The following is an 18327-nucleotide window of genomic DNA, read 5'->3' on the forward strand; positions in this document are numbered from 1 at the left end:
GTGGGGGCGCCCGGTCAATCCGGGGTCATGTCGTACTCGTCGACGTCGAGTACGGCTCCGGTGGCGGCGAGGAAGTCCAGCACGTCACGGCCCAGGTGCCAGCCGAACAGGTTGGGGCCGTCGGGGGCCTCCGGTCGGGGGGACGGCTGCTCCTCGTCGGTGTCGTTGAAGTACCGCACCACCTCCAGGACCGCGCCGCCTCCCTCCTCCTCGGCGGACAGCCGGCCGGCGAGTTCGGCGATTCGCTCCGTGTGCGGCCGGAGCCGGTCCAGGACGCGGGCGACCTGCTCGTCGACGCAGAGGCCGGGCTCCCGGCAGACGATCCGCCAGGAATGGCGGACCGGGATCACCGTCGGTCCCGTCAGGCGGCTGCCGCGGACCGTCACCTCGTCGGGCTCGATGCCGAGCAGCTCGGCCATCGCCGCCGCGGAGGTGTGGCGGCTGAACAGTGCGAAGTAGACGTACTGGTGAACAGGCACGCGGGGACGATATCCGGGAGGCGCGGACCGGACCAGGAGGTTTGCGGAGAACTGCGGCCGCCCGTGATCGGGCAGGCGGTCCGGTTGTGGGGGTGTCGGGCGTCGGCGGCGGTCGGGCGAGTGGCGGTCGGCGGCGGCCTACCGGGAGAGGCGCGGGTCGTCCGGGCTGCCGAGGACGAGGACCTGGAACGCCGCACCGGCGTAGACGGCCAGGAGCCGGACGGTGCTGCGGAGGGTGTGGCGCATGATGGGTTTCCTGCCTTCGGGCCGGGTGCTGCCGGGTCGTCGAGTCCTGCCGGAGTCCGCCGGGCGTCGGCGGTTCGTCGGGTGCTGCCGTTTCGCCGGGTCCTGCCGTTTCGTCGGGTCCTGCCGGAGTCACCAGGAGACGGCGTCGTCCATCGACTGCTGCCAGTAGGTGACCTGGAGGGAGTCGTCCACGTGGACACCCTTCGCGGGCAGCGAGGGGTGGGCTCCCGCGCCGACGCTCTCGTTGCCGGAGCGGCCGTGGAAGTAGACGGTCAGGGATGTCGCGGTGATGCCGTTCAAGGCGCTGCCGGCTTCGGCCGAGGAGAGCTTGACGGAGGCGTAGCCGGACTCGCCGGGCTTGAGCGTGACGACGGCCTGCGGCTTCGAGTCGGTGATGACCGGGGGCACCGACTGGGCCTCGTCGAACCGGACGGCCGGGTAGCCGTAGAGGTAGCAGACGCCGGAGCCGGTGTTGGTGACCGTGAGCAGCAGGTGGTTCGCGGGGCGGTTCAGCAGGGCGGCGGCGGTCCTGGTGTTGGAGCCCTCACAGGTGGACGGGTCGGCGGCGGCAGCGGGGGCCGCCGGGGCCGCGGGGCTCTTGGGCGCGGTGGTGCCGGTGGCGGGCTTGGGGCCGGTGGGCTGGGGCGCGGCGGCCGGGGCCTTGCCGGTGGGGACGGCGGTGCCGGTGCCGGCGGGTGCCGGGGCGGGGATCGCGGCGGTGCCCGCGGTGGCGGCGGGGGCGGCGGTGCCACCGGTGGTGGCGGCGGGGGCGGGCGACGGGCCGGCTGCCGCCTTGGTGTTCCCGCTGCTGCCGCACGCGGTCATCGAGAAGGCGGCGAGCGCGACACTCGCGGCGGCGGTGACCAGACGGATGCGGGAGTTACGGACGGACATGTGGTCGTTCCCCTTTCGGCAGTCGCCCCGGTATCGGGTCGATCGGATGACCGAAGCTTGCGGAGCGATCCGTCCCAGCCGCCACGTCTGACGCCGCGATAGGTAGGGTGGAACGGCGAACCGGGCTCTGACCAGCGGGAGTGGAACGGGCCTGGAACGCCGGAACGGGACGCGGGGGACTGGAGGAGACGGGTGTCGGAGGGTACGGGGGCCGCGGAGGCGGTGGAGTTCGCGCGACTGCTGCGCGAACTCAAGGACCGCTCGGGGCTGAGCTACGGAACGCTCGCCAAGCGGCTGCACACCAGCACGTCGACACTGCACCGCTACTGCAGCGGCACGGCGCTGCCCAGCGAGTACGCGGCCACCGAACGCTTCGCGCGGGTGTGCCGGGCGACTCCGGACGAGCTGGTGGAACTGCACCGCAGTTGGATCCTCGCGGACGCGGCCCGGAGGCGCCGGGCCGACCGCGCCCAGGAGCCGGCGCCGGTTCCTCCGGCTCCGACGCCGGAACCGGAACCGGAACCGGCCCAGGACACCCCGGCGGGCGTGGAGCCGGTCGTCCGGACCGTCACCGAGCCCGCCCCGCCACGGCGCCGCCGTCACGCGCTGATCGCCTGCGCCGCGGCCGTCGTCGTACTCGCCGTCGCCGTGGCCGTCGCACGTCCCACGATCTGGGGCGGCGGCGGGGGCGGTAAGACCGGCCACTCGGCGGCCGGTACCACGGAGACGACGGACCTGGCCGCCCCGCCGGAGCCGTCCCCGCCCGCCCCCGCCGTCTCCGCCGCCGAGACGACGGCAGCGCCGAGCCCGACCTCCACCCCGACCCCCACCCCCACCCCGCCTGTCGACGCACCCGCACCGCTCACCGTCGGCATCCGCCCGTACGTCTACGCCGACCCGTGCAGCCAGCACTTCCTCGTCAACAAGGCGCCCGCCCAGGTCGGGCCGCCCGCCGGCGAGCGCGACGCCCAGCGGTGGGCCGCCTCCAACGGCGCGGTCTCCTCCGACGAGCAGCAGGTCGCCCTCACCGTCCAGGGCACCGGAGCGGACACGGTCGTCCTGGAGGCACTGCACGTACGGATCACCGCCAAGGGCGCCCCGCTCGCCTGGAACGACTACTCGATGGGCGTCGGCTGCGGCGGCGGGGTCGACACCAAGTCCTTCGACATCGACCTCGACCGGGGCAGCCCGGTGATCACCCTCCACGGCGGCCAGCGCGACTTCCCGTACAAGGTCAGCAAGTCCGACCCCGAGGTCTTCTACGTCACCGTGCACACCAAGGCACACGACGTCCGCTGGGACCTCACGCTCGACTGGTCCAGCGGCGAGCGGCGCGGCACCGTCCGCGTCGACAACGGGGGCACCCCCTTCCGCACCAGCGCCGACGTCAACCGCCCCGGCTACGACTACCCGCTGGGCGGCAACGAGTGGATCAAGCGGACGGTCGGCTAGGCCGGGGTGTCGTCCGCGGACGACACCCCGCATCGGACTCGTCGTGACACCTCGTACCTGAGAGCCAGGCCGAGGACGGCTCCGCAGCGGGAGGCGGGGCGGCGGGTGGGATCCGTAGCGTGGTGACCGAATGCACCCCGCCGAGGAAGGCCCCGTGAGCATCCGAACCGCTGAGCGCCCCGGCCGCGGCCGTCCGGTGGACGAACCGGACCATACCGGCCGCATGGACAGGACTGGGAGGCGGTCGGTGCGCGGAGCCCTGCACACCGTGCGGAAGGATCTGTTCACCCCGGCACCGCAGCCCATGCCGCCCATGGGCGGGCCGGGGCTGCTGAGGTGGCTGCCGCACGGCGCGGTCGTCGTGGTGGCGGTCTTCGCGGCCGTCTCCGCCACCGAGGACATCCCGCTGCGGCCCGTCGGGATGCTCCACGCCGCGCTGCTGGTACCGGCGCTGCGCCGGCCGCTGCCCGCCTGGTGGCTGTCGCTGGTGATGCTGCCGGTGTTCTCGCTGTACCCGCCCTTCGCGCCGTACACGGGATGGGCGTGGGCCGTGCAGGCCGGGCTGTCGTTCCTGGTCGCGCTGCGCAACCCGCCTCGGGTGACGGGCGAGACGGTGGCGTTGAGCACCGCGCTGCTGCTGGGGCTGCAGCTGGCGGGCGGGCGGATCGGGCCCTGGTACTTCACGGTGATCGTGCTGGTCCTGTTCGCCGTCGTCGTGGCCGCCGCGACCGGGGTGCGCCGGACGAGGGAGGTCCGTGCCCGGCTCGCGGAGCAGGAGCGGGCCCTCGCGCAGGAGCGGGCGCACCGCACCGTCCTGGAGGAACGCGCCCGCATCGCGCGCGAGTTGCACGACGTGGTCGCCCACCACATGTCCGTCATCTCCATCCAGGCCGAGGCCGCCCGGTACCGGGTCGCGGACCCGCCCCGGGAGCTGGTCGCGGCGCTGGCCGACATCCGCGCGGGCGCCCTGGAGGGACTGACCGAGCTGCGCCGCCTCCTCGGCGTGCTGCGCTCCGAGGACCGTCCCGACGGGCGTGCTCCCGAGGCTCCGCAACCCACCCTGGAACGGCTCGACGACCTGCTCGCCGGGGTGCGCGCGGCCGGGCTGGACGTGCGGGCGGTGGTCTCCGGGACGCGCCGCCCGCTGCCCGAGGGCGTGGAGCTGTCGGCCTACCGCATCGTGCAGGAGGCGCTCAGCAACACGCTGCGCCACGCCCCGGGCGCCGCGGCCCGCGTCGAGCTGGCGTACACCGGCGCCGCCCTGCGGCTGCGGATCCGCAACGGGCCCGGCACCGCGGCCGCCGGGCCCTCGCCGGGAGCCGGGCACGGCCTCCTGGGCATGCGCGAACGTGCCGCGATGCTCGGCGGGGAGTTCTCCGCCGCCACCACCCCCGACGGTGGCTACGAGGTCACCGCGCTGCTGCCGGTGCCCGCCGCCCCGGCCGTCCGGACAGACAGGGAACAGACCGCATGACGATCCGAGTGATGATCGCCGACGACCAGGCGATGGTCCGCGAGGCCTTCTCGGTGCTCCTCGGCGCGCAGCCCGGCATCGAGGTGATCGCGACCGCCGTGGACGGCCTGGACGCGGTGGCCAAGGCCGAGGAGCTCCGCCCCGACGTGATCGTGATGGACATCCGGATGCCCGGGCTGAACGGCATCGAGGCCACCCGCCGGATCACCGGGCAGGCCGGCCTGTCGACCAGGATCCTCGTCCTGACCACCTTCGACCTCGACGAGTACGTGTACGAGGCGCTGCGGGCCGGCGCCGGCGGGTTCCTCCTCAAGGACGCCTCCGGGGTCCAACTGGCCGAGGCGGTACGCGTCGTGGCCGCCGGGGACGCGCTGCTGTCGCCCGGGCTCACCAAGCGGCTCATCGCGGAGTTCGCCCGGCTGGGCGGCTCGGCGAAACCGCCCGCCCGGGTGCGGATCGACGTCCTCACCAACCGCGAGACCGAGGTGCTCACCCTGGTCGCCGGGGCCTGTCCAACGCGGAGATCGCCGCCGAACTCGTCGTCGCCGAGCAGACCGTCAAGACGCACATGGGCAGCATCCTGCACAAGCTGCAGCTCCGGGACCGCACCCAGGCGGCGGTCCTCGCCTACGAGACGGGACTGGTCGTTCCCGGCCGCACCGGTCTGTGATCCCGCGATGGTGCGGCGGCACCGGCCCGGACGCCTCCCTCCGACCCCGTACCTGAGAGCTGCTCCGGAGAATGGCTCCGTGGGGTGAGGCCGGTGCGGGTGCCGGATTCCTAGCGTTCCTGTCCGAGCCGGTCCTCGCCGCCCCGTGTGCGGTTGCGAGGACCTCGTGGCTCCCGACACGTTCCGCGGGCGGCGGCGACCGCCCCGCGCACCATCGCAGGAGTACAGCCTTGACCACACCCCGAAGCTCCGCACCCCGAAACTCCACCGCCTCGCCCGCCTCGCCCGCCTTGCCCGGTCGGCCCGTCCGGATCCTGCGGGCCGCCTCCGCCGTCCTGGCGTCGTTCCTCGCGTTCCTGACCGCAGCCGTCGTGCTCGGCGCGTACGTCCCCTCGATACCCAAGGCGGGCGTGATCGGGCCGGTCCTGGGCGGGCAGTACCCGTTCCACCTGGCCCTGCCGGCCCTCGTCGCCGCCGGCCTCGCCGCGCTTGCCTGGCGGGCCGGCCTGGTGCGCTGGGGACGCGCGGTCACCGTCGTCTCGACGCTGTGCACCGTGGGCGCGCTGGTCATCGGCGGCATCCAGTTCCAGGCCGCCAGGGAGGCCGGCGCCGACCTCTCGTTGGGCCAGGTGTTCACCGAACTCGGCTACCCCGCGGCGAAGCCGGACGCGACCGAGACGTTCGCGAGCCCCGGGGGCGAGCCCCTGCGGGTGGACGCGTACCTGCCCGCGAAGGTCCCGGGCAAGCGGGCCCCGGCCGTCGTGCTCGCCCACGCCGGCGGCTTCCACACCTTCGACAAGAGCGACCTGCGCGGCACCGGCCGGTGGCTCGCCGACCACGGCGTCGCCGTCTTCGCCGTCGACTACCGCCTGGCCCGTCCCGACCGTCCCACCTGGGACAAGGCCCCGCAGGACCTCGTCTCCGCCATGGGCTGGGTGCGGCGCAACGCCGACGCGTACGGCGTCGACGGCGCGCGGATCTCGCTCGGCGGCATGTCGGCGGGCGGCACCCTGGCGATGAACACCGCCTACCGCCTCCACAACGGCACCATCGAGGCCGCCGAGGGCGCCACTCCCGCACCCCCGGTCTCCGTGATCGGCTTCTACCCCGGCACGGACGTCGCGCGGATGTGGGAGGACGACGTGGCCGGGACCCGCGAGGCGGCGCAGATGTACACTGGCGGCACTCCGCGGCAATACCCGGACCGCTACCGCGAGGTGTCCCCGACGTCCGACGTCCGCCCCGGCCTGCCCCGCACCCTGCTCGTCGTCGGGGACCGCGACCGCAGCGCCCGCCCCGAGACCGTCACCGGCCTCGGCGACGCGCTGAGGAAGCAGGGCGTCGACGTCGAGGTGAAGGAACTGCCCTTCGCCGACCACGCGTTCGACGACGTGTACGGCAGCCTCACCTCCCAGACGAGCCGGCAGATCCTGCTCGACTTCCTCCTCGCGGACGCACACTGACCACGAAGCGACCGTCTCGCCCCGCCCCACCCCGGCGCGGCGCGGGGCGGTCGCGACGGCGGCTCCCGGCACGTCAGGAGGGGTCAGGCCACGGGAGCGGGGGCCGGGCTGACGAGTGCTCGGGGCCCTGTGCTGTACTACGTGTTCTTCCGTGTACGTGCCTCTACCCTCCGGAGCCACCCCTCGATGAGCGTCATCTGCCCGACGTGTGCCGCGGCGGACGAGACCGCCGCCGTACGGAAAGCCCTGCTGGACTCCGACCGGCCGCTGGACCCGCCGACGCGGGAGCTGCTGTCGTTGCCGCCCGAGCCCGGGGGCACGACCGGGGCCGCGATCACCCTGTTCGTCCTGGGCGGCCTCTTCGCCCTGCTGGGACTGCGCGCGCTGTTCTCCGACGACGGCGGTGGCAGCTCTGACCCCGCGTACCAGTTCGGCCGCGACTACGGCGTGCTCCTGGTCGCCGCGGTCCTGCTCGGCATCGCCTTCACCATCCACTCCGGCCACCGGAGCAGCCGGAGCGACACGACGGACCGGTGGCCGCGGACTTACGGCCAGTGGCAGCAGCTCCAACAGGTGTGGAAGGCGAGCTGGTTGTGCCGGCGCTGTCGCGTCGCGTTCCTCCCCGCCGCGCCGGCCGGCCCCGGCCCCGGCCACAACCCCGGCCACAACCCCGGCCACAACCCCGGCCCCGGCCCGGCCGCCTCGGCGGCGGTACCCTTCGCCGAGTTCCCGCAGTGGACCGCGGGCATCGCGCGACAGGACGACCACCCCGCAGCCCCGACCACCCCGACCACCTCGCACTGACCGCCGCCCCCGGTCCGGGGGCGGCGCAGGGGTGCCGGGGAGGTCAGCGACGGCCGGCGGTGTGCACCCGGACCGACGCGATGCGCCCGAGCCCGTCGAAGTCGACCTCCACGGTGCCGCCGTCGGGCAGGTCGGCGCTGATGCCCGTCCCCTCCTGCCGTCGGGCCAGCCGGAAGTGGTCGAAGTACCCGCCCACGGCCAGGCGCGGCGAGCGCCCGATCAGCGCCACGGCGGTGGTCAGGATCCTCGGCAGGGCGACGGGATCGACCCCCGCGAGCGGGACCCGGGGATCGTCCGGGAGCAGGTAGACCCGGGTGCTCGGCCCCGCCTCCCGGCCGAGGTAGCCGGCCGCGCCGGTCACGCCCATGGCCGCGAAGGCCAGCACCTCGGCGGCACGGCGCGGGTCCGCGAACCCGGACAGGTCGAGGACCTCCTCGGTGAACTCCCGGAGGCCGTGCGCCAGCCCGAACTCCCGTACCCGCTCGGCGGCGGCGACCACCGGCGCACCGCTCAGCCCCGGGTTCGCCCAGCCCCACATCCACGTCCGCTCGGACGGATCGTAGGTGGCCAGGACGCCTACCCGGATCTCCCGGCCGCCCTGCCGGTAGAGGGCCGCGTCGAGGTCGGCGTCCCAGGGGCCGTCGGGGAAGGCCGCGTCCAGGGCTTCCAGCTGGGCGGTCCCCCACGCGGTGTGCCGCTCGGCCTCGTCGAGGAACGCGTCACTGAAGTTGCTCATCACGGGACGAGACCCTAAACGATCACCGGGCGCCCCGGAGAGGCGGGGACGGGAGGAACGCCGACCGGTCCGGGGCCGGCGGCCCCGCCCGCACCTGTGCCCGCACCTGCCGACAATGCGTCACTTCTCGTTACCACAAAGGTCGTTGTCGGTCGGTAGGATGCCCCCGGGTACGCGACGCCGGGGGGCGGGGTGAGGCGGATTCTTGCGGGCAGGTACGAACTGCGGGAACGGCTGGGCAGGGGCGGGATGGGCGACGCCTGGAGCGCCTACGACAGCGTGCTCGACCGCGAGGTCGTGGTCAGACTCGTCCGGACCGATCACGACGACCTCGGCACGGCACGGTTCTTCCGCGCGGCCCGCGCCGTCGGCGCCCTGAGCCACCCCGGCGTCGCCACCGTCCTCGACTCGGGGCTCGATGAGGGCGGTTCCCTGTTCCTCGTCATGGAACGGATCCACGGCCGCCCGCTGCAACAGGTGCTGTACGAGGACGGCGCGCCGAGCGTCGGGGCGGCCGTGGAGTGGGCCGCGCAGATCGCCGACGCCCTCGCCACCGCGCACCGGATCGGGCTGGTGCACCGTGACCTGAAGCCCGCGAACATCATGCTCACCGACACCGGGTCGGTGAAGGTACTGGACTTCGGGATCGCCCTGCCCGCCGGCCGCGACCTCTCGGGCGGCACCGGCACCAGTGTCGGTGTCGGTGTCGGTGTCGGCGCGGACGTCATCGGCACCCCCGGGTACATGCCCCCGGAGAGCTTCACCGGCGGCGGACAGGACGGCCGCGCGGACCTGTACGCCCTCGGCTGTGTCCTGTACCAACTCCTCACCGGGAAGCCCCCCTTCAGCGGCCGGTCCGTCGTCGAGCTCATGGCCGCCCACCTCCGGCGGGTTCCCGACCCGCCGAGCGCCTCACGTCCCGAGGTCCCGGCCGCCCTCGACGCCCTCGTCGCCGAACTCCTCGCCAAGGACCCCCGCGACCGGCCCGCCGACGCCGGGACGGTCCGGGACCGCCTGCGCGCGATCACCGCCGCGCTGTCCGGGCCGCCGCGTGTCCTGTCGGCCGTGTTGGCCCTGTCGGCCCCACCGGCCCTGTCGGCCGCCTCTGCTGCGCCGGCGCCCGGGGGGCCGGAGCGGCCGCCCGACCCGCCGCTGAACGCGAACGGGGAAGCGGCCGTCGCCGCGGTCGCCGGCGACTCGCTGGCGCACGCGCTGGCCCGGTTGTTCATCCGGCTCGGGCCGCCACCGGAAGCGCTCCGGCCCGACCGCGCTCCCGCAGGCACCGGTGACGGAGGGATGGGGCAGTGACCGTCGAGGACAGCGGGCGCCCGCAGCCGCAGCCGCAGCCGCAGCCGGGGGATCCGGTGCTGGCGGCCGGGCTGGAGGTCGCGATGAAGTGGGGCGCGGCACTCGGCGGCCCGGAGAAGTTGCAGGTCGCGTTGACCGCGCTGGAGCCGCAGCTGAAGCGCGAGCACCAGCTGAACATGCGGCGGCTCGAACTGCGGCACCTGGCCGAGGAGCGGGCGGCGGCCGATGCCCGGGCGGCGGAGGAGCGGGCGGCCCGGGCGGAGCTCCACCGGCGGCAGTACGCGCTGCGGATGGCCGGGCTGTACGCCGGGGGCGCGGTGAGCGCGGCGATGCTGGTCGCGGGCGTGTACGTGGCCCGGGACGTGTGGTGGCTGGCGGTCCTGCTCTGCGGGCCCTCGCTGCTCGCGGTGACGAAGGTGTTCGTGCTGCGGCGCAGTGATCCGGGCGACATGGCGGGGGTCTCCCTGGGGGTGCGCCGGGCGTCCGCCGACGGGGAGCTGCCTCCGCCACCGTCCGCGGTGTGCCCTCCGGAACCCGACGCGCCGGCCGGCTGAACCCGGGGAGGCCGTCCGCAGCCGACGGGCTGCGGACGGCCGGGACGCCGAAGCGCCGGGCTACGGACGGCCGGGGTGCCGGGCTACGGTGCGGCGTCCGGGGGTTGGTGCCCCCGGGAGCCGCCCAGCAGCTGGTGGAGCAGTTCGATCACCTCGGCCTGCGGTGCCCGGGCGAGCTCTTCGAGGGCTCCGGCGGATCGGGCGAGGACGACCCCGCCGAAGGCCGCGATGGCGAGTTCCGCGCGCAGTTCGGGGCGGTCCAGGCCCTCGCGCTCGAAGCGCTCGCGCAGCGGAGTGATCAGGCGCCGGTGCAGGTGGGCCTGCGCGGCCTGCTGGACGGACGGGTCGGCGGCGGGGAGGACGACGCTCTGCAGGATCGGGCTGGTGCGGCGTTCGAGGTGCTTGAACAGGGAGTCGAACCGTCGGATGTCGAGCAGGTCGGCGGGGACCTCGTCGCCCTGCTCGGCCTGGACCAGGGCGAGGTAGAGCTGGGTCTTGCCGCCGAAGTAGCGGGCGATCAGGGCGGGGTCCACGCCGGCGCGTTCGCCGATCTCCCGGGTGGTGGTGCGGTCGAACCCGCGCTCGGCGAAGAGTTCGCCGGCGGCGTTCAGCAGTTCCTCGCGGCTGCGGGCCGCGTCGCGTCGGCGCGTCCTGGGCGGGCTCTGGTTCACCGGCCCGCTCCGTGCTCGCGGCCCGGCGGGCCGCTCCGCTCCGGCATCGGCTCGGCCGTGCTCCCGTTCACCAGCAGCTCCTCGTCCCCGGACCGCACCGGCGGCCTGGTACCCGCCGCGGCGGGCGCGCCGGGGTCCGTCGCGGCACGGTACCGCGGCAGGACGATCGTAATCACCGCGACCAGGACCCACACCGCGCAGCCGATCAGCGCGGCGACGCGGTAGCCGTCGCCGGAGGGCAGCGCCTGCCCGGGCGCGGTGTGGGCCTGGAGCACGGCGGCGCTGAACGCGCTGCCGGTGGAGTACCCCACGTAGCGCAGCACCTGGTTGAAGCTGACGGCGCTGCCGGTCTGGTCGGCCGGGACCGCGCCGACGATGAGTCCGGGCATCACGGCGAAGGTGCAGCCGACGCCCAGCCCGGCGACCGCCAGGACGGCGAAGGCCTCCCAGAGCCGGTCGCGGGCGACGAGGAACAACAGCATCGACAGCAGCGAGAGTCCGCAGCCGATCGGCAGCACGGCGACCGGGGAGGTCCGCCGGGCCAGGAGCGGGGCGACCTTGCTGGACAGCACGCTGGCCACCGAGAACGGCAGCAGCACCAGTCCGGCGACGGTGACCGAGGCGCCGAAGCCGTAACCGGCGGAGCTCGGGGTCTGCACGAACCGGGTCAGCAGCGACATCAGCAGGTACATCCCGACCCCGGCGACCAGGGCGGCCACGTCGGCCGTCAGCACCACCCGGTTGCGCAGCGAGCGCAGGTCGACCAGCGGGTGCTCGGTGCGCAGCTCGTGCCGGATCCACCAGAGGAGCAGCAGGACGGCGGCGGCGGCGAGGGCGAGCAGGCCGGGTGAGGTCCAGCCCCGGTTCTCGCCCTCGCTGAGGACGAGCAGCACGCCGCTCAGGCCGAGGCCGAGCAGGACGGCGCCGAGCGCGTCCAGCGGGGCGGACGGGCGGTGTGCGGTGGCGGGCAGGACCAGTGCCCCGGCGGCCAGGGCGGCGGCGCTGATCACGGCACCGAACCAGAAGCCGGCGTGCAGGCCGAAGGACTGGGACAGCACCCCGGTCAGCGGGTAGCCGAGGCCCACGCCGGCCACCGTGGTGATGGAGAGCATCGCCACGGCGGAGTGCGCGCGCGGGCCGGCCAGGTGGTCCCGGGCGGTGGCGATCGCGAGCGGGGTCAGCCCGAGGCCGATGCCCTGGAGGGCGCGGCCGGTCACCAGGCACCCGAAGCCGAGCGGGAGCGCGCCGAGCACGCTGCCGACCAGGACGGCGGCGACGGCGGCGAGCATCACCGTGCGCCGCCGGGGCCCGTCGCCCAGCCGGCCCATGACGGGGGTGGCGACGGCCCCGACCAGCATGGTGACGGTCAGCGACCACTGGGCGTCGGAGAGCGAGACATGGTCGACGGCGGCGATCGTCGGCACCAGGGGCGCGCCGAGGCTGCTGACGACCGCCACGACCATCCCCAGGAACACCAGGACGGGCACCAGGGCCCGCTGCCGCACCCGCTCCGCGTGCATGATCCACCACTCTCCACGTAAGTCATCAAACGATGTCTTCACATGATGACATCAGTTCGGAGTGAAGTCTGCCCCCGGGTGGCCGCGGGATCCGGCGGCTGGCCGGCGGGTACTCGGCGGGCAACCGTGTCAATCGGGTCACATCCGGAACAAAGTAGGATGACCCAACTCCCGCGCTACGCGCGAAGAGTTCCACAAAGATCCCCTTTGCCCGATTTCATCTCCCGCTTCACACGCCCGGAGCCACCCTCATGGACAACCTGTCCACCGCCGACACCGACGGCGCGATAGAGACCCGCGGTATCGAACCCGTCCCGGACCACGAGCGCCGGGGCAGAGTCCGCGAGCTGTTCCCGACCTGGGTCGCGGCGAACATCAGCGTCCTGCTGCTCACCATGGGCGCGGCCCTGGTGGTGTTCAACCAGCTGAACTTCTGGCAGGTCCTGATCGTCGCGGCGTGCGCCGCGCTCGCCTCCTTCGGCATGGTCGGCGTGCTGTCGGTCTCCGGGAAGTGGGGCTGGGCCCCGGGGGCCACCCTCTCCCGGGCCACCTTCGGCGTGCGGGGCAACCTCTTCCCCGGCGCGGTGCTCTGGGTCGCCCGGTTCGGCTGGGAGACGATCAACGCCGTCACCGGCGCCTACGCCGTGCTGACCGTGCTCGACCTGCTGTTCGGCGTCAAGAGCAACACCGCGCTGATCGTGATCACGCTGTTCCTCTTCGTCGCCTGCACCTTCCTGGTCTCCGGCATGGGCCGGAAGGCGCTGAACGTCTGCAACACCTGGTCGACGTACCTCTTCGGCGTCTTCAGCGTCCTGGTGCTGGGCTACCTGGTCGCGACCATGAACTGGAGCGAGGTCTTCGCCAAGCCCGCGGGCACCACCGCGATGATGATCGCCGGCATCGGCACCATCGCCGCCGGCGGCATCAGCTGGGTCCCCACCGGCCCGGACTTCGCCCGCTACCTGCCGCACTCCGCCTCCGGCCGGAAGATCGTCGGCGTGACGGTCTCCGGCGCCGGCCTGGTGATGGTGCCGATGGTGCTGATGGGCGCCGTGATGGCGGTGGCCTCGCCCGGCCTGGCACAGGCCGCGGACCCGGTCTCCTTCCTCGGCGACCTGCTGCCGACCTGGCTGGCCGTGCCCTACCTGCTGACCGCGATCGTGGGCATGCTGCTGATCAACAGCCTCTCCATGTACTCGGCCGGCTTCACCGCGCAGACCATGGGCGTGCGGCTGCCGCGCGCCATGGCCGTCAGCATCAACGCCGTGATCTCGCTGGTCGGCGGCCTGCTGCTGATGCTGGTCGCGAAGAGCTTCCTGGGCTCCTTCATCACCTTCCTCATCCTGCTCGCCGTCTCCTTCTCGGCCTGGATCGGCGTCTACGCGGTGGACATGTTCCGGCGCCGCTCGCGCGCGGTGCGCTACGACGCCGCCGCGCTGATGGACACCAGCCGGAACAGCCGCTACTGGTACGCCGGCGGCTTCTGCTGGCAGGCGATGGTGTCCTGGGTGCTCGCGCTGCTGATCGGGCTCGCCTTCACCAAGTGCGACTGGTTCGCCGGCCCGCTCTCCGACACCCCCGTCGGCCGGTACGGGCTCGCCTGGGCGGCGACCATCGTGATCTCCGCCGTGATCATGGCCGTGCTCCCCACACCCCGCGAGAACACCCCGGCCGTCCCCGCCGGCGCCGAAGAGCCGGCCGAGCGGGTCACCGTCTGACCGCACATCGCGAACCCCTGGCGTCCGTACGACCGGACGCCCCCCGGACCGGTAGGTTGGCCGCATGACCTTGTCGATACGCAGAGCGGTCAGCGCCGACCGGGCCGGGGTGCTCGCCCTGATCGACGGCGCCCGGGGGGACGGACTGCCCGCGGCCGAGCGCGCGAAGCAGGGCTTCGTGCAGGGCCGCTTCGACGAGGAGAAGCTCGCCTCGATGGAGGCCGACACCGGCATCTACCTCGCCGAGGAGGACGGGCGGCTCGCCGGCGCCGCCCTCACCTCCGCCGCCTCGTCCGTGGTCGACGGCGGCCCGCCGCGGCTGACCGTGGACGCGGCCCTGCGGGCCGGCCTCGCGCCGGGCCGCTTCTACCTCTACGGGCCGGTGGTGGTGGATCCGCCGTTCCGCGGACGCGGAGTCGTCCGGAGCCTGTTGCGGGCCGTCGACGCCGATCTCGGCGGACGCTTCGAGCACGGCGTCCTGTTCGTCGAGCAGGCCAACCACAAGTCGCTCGCGGTCCACCGGCACCTGGGGATGCGCGAACTCGCGGAGTTCGCCGTGGCGGACCGCCGGTACACCGTCTTCGGCTTCGCGTCCGGCACCTTCCGCGACTGACCGACCGGCCGTCCCCGCCCGACCGGCCGTTCCCGCCGCCGTCCGGTGGCCCGCACCCGGAGTCCTCCGGGGCCGACGCGGACGTCCGTCACGGCCGGCCCGGGCCGGCGGGCTCTCCGGCGGGCTCTCCGGCGGGCACGTCCGCGTCCGGCCCGAGGACCGGTGCCAGTGCTCGGCGGAGGTCGGAGGGGTCGCGGTAAAGCACGGCGGTCATGCCGGCCGCGCGGGCCGCGTCGATGTTGGCCTGGTTGTCGTCCACGAACAGGCAGCGCCCGGCCGGGACGCCCGCCCGTTCCACGGCGATCCGGTAGATCCCCGGGTCGGGCTTGGCGATGCCGACGCGGGAGCTGTTGACCACGTGGTCGGCCAGGTCGGTGAGTCCGAGCAGGGCGAGGTCCTCGTCGAGCCACACGGTCGCGTTGGTGACCACCACGACGGGCACCTTGCCGCGGAGCCCGCGGATCAGCTCCACCACGGCCCCGTCGGCCCGGAAGGGGGCATGGGCGAAGGCGGTCGCCAGGGCGCCGGCCTGCCGGGCCGGAATCCGGCGGGTCAGGGCCTCGGCGATGGAGGCGGTCCACTGGGCCCGGCTGACCCGGCCGAGCAGCAGCGGCAGGTCCCGCTCCGGGGCGAACGCGATCTCGGCGGTGGCGCCCTCCGGGAGTCCGGCGATCCGCTCCAGACGCCGCACGTCCGCGAGGTCGTAGTGGCGGATCACACCGTCGAGATCGCACAGCACCGCGTCGAACGCCAGGTTCCCCATGGGCCGCGATCATTCCAGACTCCCGTCGGCGCCCTGCCCCCGCCCGTGCCGGCGGACCGCCGGCCGCCTTCCGCGCCGTGGCCGCGCCGGCCTGCTCCCCGCGCGTCCCCGGTCTCGCCGCGCGCTTCGCGAAGGAGGACCGCGGCGGCGGCCGGCGGCTCCCCGAGAGCCCGGCGCCGATCAGCGCCGTGCGGGAGCGGCCGTGGCCGGGAGGCCGACGAGGAGCAGGAGTCCGGCTGCCACGGCGTAGGCGAGGTGGTGGCCCGGCAGCGACAGGCCGCCGCCGACCGCCGTGCCGACGCTCTGGGCGATGCCCGCGAGGACGGTGGGGCCGATGCCGCTGCCGATCTGCAGGGCGGTGGCCGTGACCGCCGAGGCGGTGCCGTGGGCCCGCTCCGGCACGTCGCGCAGGCCGGTGACGGTGATGGCGGGGAAGGCCAGGCCCTGTCCGACGCCGGTGACGACCAGGCCGGCCAGGACCGGTCCGGCGTAGGGGCTGTGCTCCCCCGCCGCGCACCAGAGCAGTACACCGGCGGCGGTGAGCAGGAGGCCCGACACCAGGAGCGGGCGGGGCCCGCGGGTCCTCATCAGCCGTCCGGAGACCAGCGCGGCGGCGGCGACGGCCAGGCTGACCGGAAGGACCGCGAGGCCGGAGGCGGCCGGGGACATGCCGCGCACCTGCTGGAGGTAGAGCGGCAGCAGGAACAGCGTGCCGGTGACGCAGAAGTAGAACGCGCCGGCCACCAGCGCGGCGGTCCGCACGCCGCGCAGGCGCAGCAGGTCCCGGTCCAGCAGGACCGCGTCCCCGCCTCGGGCGCGGCCTCGGCGCCACCACAGGCAGCCGGCGGCCGCGGCGGCGGCGAGCGTCGCTCCGGCGAGCGGGCCGCCGCCGGGGCGGGCGGCCAGGTCCGCGCCGAGGACGGTCAGGGTGATCGCGGTCACCAGCGCGCCGGCGCCCGTCGGGTCGAGGGGGCGCGGGCGGTGCCGCGCGCCCGGCGGCAGCCACCGTACGGCGGCCACGGCGGTGGCCGCCGCGGCCAGGGCCTGCAGCGCGAAGACCCAGCGCCAGCCGAAGGCGCCGGTGACGACACCGCCGAGGACGAGGCCGGCTCCGTAGCAGCCCGCCTGCGCGGCGGAGAACACGCCCAGCGCGCGCGAGCGCATCGGCCCGTCGGCGTACACCGAGGTCAGCAGGGCCGTGGCGGCCGGCATCGTGACGGCCGCTCCCGCGCCTTGCAGGACGCGTCCGACCACGACCGGCCAGAACACGGGCGCCGTGAACGCGAGTACGGCGCCCGCCGCCACCGTCACCAGTCCGCCGACGAGGACCCTCCGCCGCCGCAGCCGGTCCGCCATGGCCCCGCCCCACAGCAGCAGGCCCGCGAACGCGAGGGCGTAGCCGGTCACCGCCCAGGACAGGCTCTGCGCCGAGGTGCCGAACCGCGCGCCCATCGAGGGCAGGGCGCTGTTGAGGATCGCGACGCCGCCGGCGTCCAGGCCCGCCGCCGCGCTCAGCACGGCCAGGGGCAGGTACCGGACCGGCCCCGGAGCGCCGGGCGCGGCCGGCTCGGGGCGAATGCACGCGGCCGGCTCGCGGGCCGGCTCGCAGGACACCAGCGGGGACGGAGGGGGCGGCAGCGGTTCGCCGGGACGTGCTGCGGGCATGGACGTGCTCCAGGAAGGACGGAAGGGGACGAGGGGCCGCGTGGGCGCACCGGCACGGCGGCCGCGGCCCCGTCGACGGCCAGTCTGGGCCGGGGCGTGCGCCGCGACGAGACACCGCCGGGGGCAGGCCCTGCGGGGGGTGGCCCCGGCAGGGCTACCCCCGGCCGGACGAGGGGCCCGATACTCGGTGCATGGCACCATCGGCGGAACTTCCCGGACTGGCCCACTTCCTGCGCACACGCAGGGCCCGGCTGACCCCCGAGGCCGCCGGTCTGCCCCGGACCGTCAGCCGCCGGCTGGACGGACTGCGCAGGGCCGAGGTCGCCACCCTGGCCGGGATCAGCCCCGAGTACTACACCCGGCTCGAACAGGGCCGGCAACGGCGCCCCTCGCCCGATGTCCTGGACGCGCTCGCCACCGCCCTGCAGCTCGACGCCGACGCCCGCCGGCACCTGCACCGCCTCGCCACCGGCGGCCCGGCGCAGCAGACCCGCCCGGCCGACGCGACGGTCCCGGCCGTGCCGGAGGCGACCCTGCGGCTGCTCGCCTCGCTCGGCCCGTGGCCGGCACACGTGGTCACGCCCATGCGCGACATCCTGGCCTGGAACGACGCCGAGGCCTGGCTGCTCCTCGACTACGCCGAACTCCCGGTCGAGCAAAGGAACTTCGCCTGGTTCGTGTTCTGCGACCCGCGGGCGCCCCGGCTCCTCACCGACTGGGAGAAGACGGCCCGGGGCAATGTGCACCGCCTGCGCCACGCGCTGGCCGCCGATCCGCACGACGAACGCGGCAACCGGCTCGTGGCCGACCTGGCGGCGCGCAGCAGCCGGTTCGCCGCGTTCTGGGAGGAGCACGACGTCCGCGGACCGGCCACCGGGAGCCACGGTTTCCGCCACCCCCGGGCGGGCCGGCTCGACCTGGACTACACCGCCTACGTCGTCCCCGGCACCGACGGCCTCGAACTCGTGGTCCTGACCGCGGAGCGGGACTCCCCCACCCACGAGGCGCTGCGGCAGGCGGCGGAGCGCCGGGGGGCCGGGCGGCCGTCCCACGGCGGTTCGGCGCACCGTCCGTGAGCTGCTAATATTCTTCTTGTCGCGAGGGAGATGATTCCTCGTCAGGCGTCAGTGGTGCTACCAGAGCACGTCCTACTTTCAGTAGGAAGAGTCCGTGCGACCCGGGCCTGGCGCTCCAGAGTCGGATGGGGTCCGGTACCTGCCAAGGTGCCGGGCCCCTTCCGCGTTCAGGGACGGCGGCGCCGGTGGCGGACGGCACCGGCCGCGGACCGTCGACGGCC

At 74.7% G+C, this 18327-nt stretch carries 16 protein-coding genes and 1 pseudogene; 10 read left to right on the top strand and 7 right to left on the bottom strand.

All coding sequences use genetic code 11. The features are described from left to right. Positions 1–14: 14 nt before the first annotated feature. Together ACFQ6N_RS00130 and ACFQ6N_RS00135 are read right to left on the bottom strand one after the other, a co-directional pair. Complete coding sequence (locus tag ACFQ6N_RS00130) at positions 15–479, bottom strand: DUF4279 domain-containing protein (protein WP_380645820.1); 465 nt, start codon at positions 477–479, stop codon at positions 15–17. A gap of 375 nt (positions 480–854) precedes the next feature. Continuing rightward, on the bottom strand, positions 855–1619 hold the full coding sequence (locus ACFQ6N_RS00135; protein WP_380645821.1) for a DUF4232 domain-containing protein: 765 nt from the start codon (positions 1617–1619) through the stop codon (positions 855–857). A 192-nt stretch (positions 1620–1811) separates the two neighbouring features. Between ACFQ6N_RS00135 and ACFQ6N_RS00140 the strand changes: the two genes are divergently transcribed. The 5 genes and pseudogenes from ACFQ6N_RS00140 to ACFQ6N_RS00160 all read left to right on the top strand — a co-directional run bounded on the left by ACFQ6N_RS00140 (position 1812) and on the right by ACFQ6N_RS00160 (position 7482). Continuing rightward, entirely contained in the window at positions 1812–3071 is a 1260-nt protein-coding gene (locus ACFQ6N_RS00140) for a helix-turn-helix domain-containing protein (RefSeq protein WP_380645822.1), read from the top strand. A gap of 247 nt (positions 3072–3318) precedes the next feature. Continuing rightward, on the top strand, positions 3319–4545 hold the full coding sequence (locus ACFQ6N_RS00145; RefSeq protein WP_380645824.1) for a sensor histidine kinase: 1227 nt from the start codon (positions 3319–3321) through the stop codon (positions 4543–4545). Further along, positions 4542–5215 (top strand): annotated as a pseudogene (locus ACFQ6N_RS00150) (response regulator). Before ACFQ6N_RS00145 ends, ACFQ6N_RS00150 begins: the two are co-directional and overlap by 4 nt. Before the next feature lie 230 nt (positions 5216–5445). Next, a complete protein-coding gene (locus ACFQ6N_RS00155) occupies positions 5446–6678 on the top strand; it encodes an alpha/beta hydrolase (protein ID WP_380645826.1) in 1233 nt (410 codons plus the stop codon). A 186-nt stretch (positions 6679–6864) separates the two neighbouring features. Then, positions 6865–7482, top strand: coding sequence for a hypothetical protein (locus tag ACFQ6N_RS00160; RefSeq protein ID WP_380645827.1), 618 nt, complete (start codon positions 6865–6867; stop codon positions 7480–7482). 43 nt (positions 7483–7525) lie between these two features. On the opposite strand, the gene ACFQ6N_RS00165 is transcribed toward ACFQ6N_RS00160, so the two are convergent. Further along, positions 7526–8218: a DUF6882 domain-containing protein gene (locus ACFQ6N_RS00165; protein WP_380645828.1), complete on the bottom strand. Its 693-nt coding sequence runs from the start codon at positions 8216–8218 to the stop codon at positions 7526–7528. Between the two features lie 192 nt (positions 8219–8410). Here ACFQ6N_RS00165 and ACFQ6N_RS00170 point away from each other — a divergent pair, with 192 nt between their 5' ends. Together ACFQ6N_RS00170 and ACFQ6N_RS00175 are read left to right on the top strand one after the other, a co-directional pair. Further along, positions 8411–9526, top strand: a complete 1116-nt coding sequence (locus ACFQ6N_RS00170; RefSeq protein ID WP_380645829.1) for a serine/threonine-protein kinase — start codon at positions 8411–8413, stop codon at positions 9524–9526. After that, positions 9523–10080: a hypothetical protein gene (locus ACFQ6N_RS00175; protein WP_380645830.1), complete on the top strand. Its 558-nt coding sequence runs from the start codon at positions 9523–9525 to the stop codon at positions 10078–10080. Before ACFQ6N_RS00170 ends, ACFQ6N_RS00175 begins: the two co-directional genes overlap by 4 nt. A gap of 83 nt (positions 10081–10163) precedes the next feature. Here the strand turns inward: ACFQ6N_RS00175 and ACFQ6N_RS00180 are convergent, their stop codons facing one another. Together ACFQ6N_RS00180 and ACFQ6N_RS00185 are read right to left on the bottom strand one after the other, a co-directional pair. Next, positions 10164–10751 carry a TetR/AcrR family transcriptional regulator gene (locus ACFQ6N_RS00180; RefSeq protein WP_380645831.1) on the bottom strand — a complete coding sequence of 196 codons (588 nt, stop codon included), beginning with the start codon at positions 10749–10751 and terminating at the stop codon, positions 10164–10166. Continuing rightward, positions 10748–12271, bottom strand: a complete 1524-nt coding sequence (locus ACFQ6N_RS00185; RefSeq protein WP_380645832.1) for an MFS transporter — start codon at positions 12269–12271, stop codon at positions 10748–10750. Before ACFQ6N_RS00185 ends, ACFQ6N_RS00180 begins: the two co-directional genes overlap by 4 nt. Positions 12272–12522: 251 nt before the next feature. Here ACFQ6N_RS00185 and ACFQ6N_RS00190 point away from each other — a divergent pair, with 251 nt between their 5' ends. Further along, entirely contained in the window at positions 12523–13989 is a 1467-nt protein-coding gene (locus tag ACFQ6N_RS00190) for a purine-cytosine permease family protein (RefSeq protein ID WP_380645833.1), read from the top strand. Positions 13990–14053: 64 nt separating this feature from the next. Continuing rightward, positions 14054–14602 carry a GNAT family N-acetyltransferase gene (locus ACFQ6N_RS00195; RefSeq protein ID WP_380645834.1) on the top strand — a complete coding sequence of 183 codons (549 nt, stop codon included), beginning with the start codon at positions 14054–14056 and terminating at the stop codon, positions 14600–14602. Positions 14603–14690: 88 nt separating this feature from the next. On the opposite strand, the gene ACFQ6N_RS00200 is transcribed toward ACFQ6N_RS00195, so the two are convergent. After that, positions 14691–15365 (bottom strand): HAD family hydrolase, encoded by a 675-nt coding sequence (locus tag ACFQ6N_RS00200; protein WP_380645835.1) that lies wholly within the window; start codon positions 15363–15365, stop codon positions 14691–14693. Positions 15366–15545: 180 nt separating this feature from the next. Beyond that, positions 15546–17030 (bottom strand): MFS transporter, encoded by a 1485-nt coding sequence (locus tag ACFQ6N_RS00205; protein ID WP_380645836.1) that lies wholly within the window; start codon positions 17028–17030, stop codon positions 15546–15548. A gap of 191 nt (positions 17031–17221) precedes the next feature. Between ACFQ6N_RS00205 and ACFQ6N_RS00210 the strand changes: the two genes are divergently transcribed. Next, positions 17222–18106 (top strand): helix-turn-helix domain-containing protein, encoded by an 885-nt coding sequence (locus ACFQ6N_RS00210; RefSeq protein WP_380645838.1) that lies wholly within the window; start codon positions 17222–17224, stop codon positions 18104–18106. The last annotated feature ends 221 nt before the right edge of the window (positions 18107–18327 follow it).

Origin of the sequence: Kitasatospora sp. NPDC056446, from assembly GCF_042796115.1 — a bacterium.
Taxonomy (GTDB): Bacteria; Actinomycetota; Actinomycetes; order Streptomycetales; family Streptomycetaceae; genus Kitasatospora.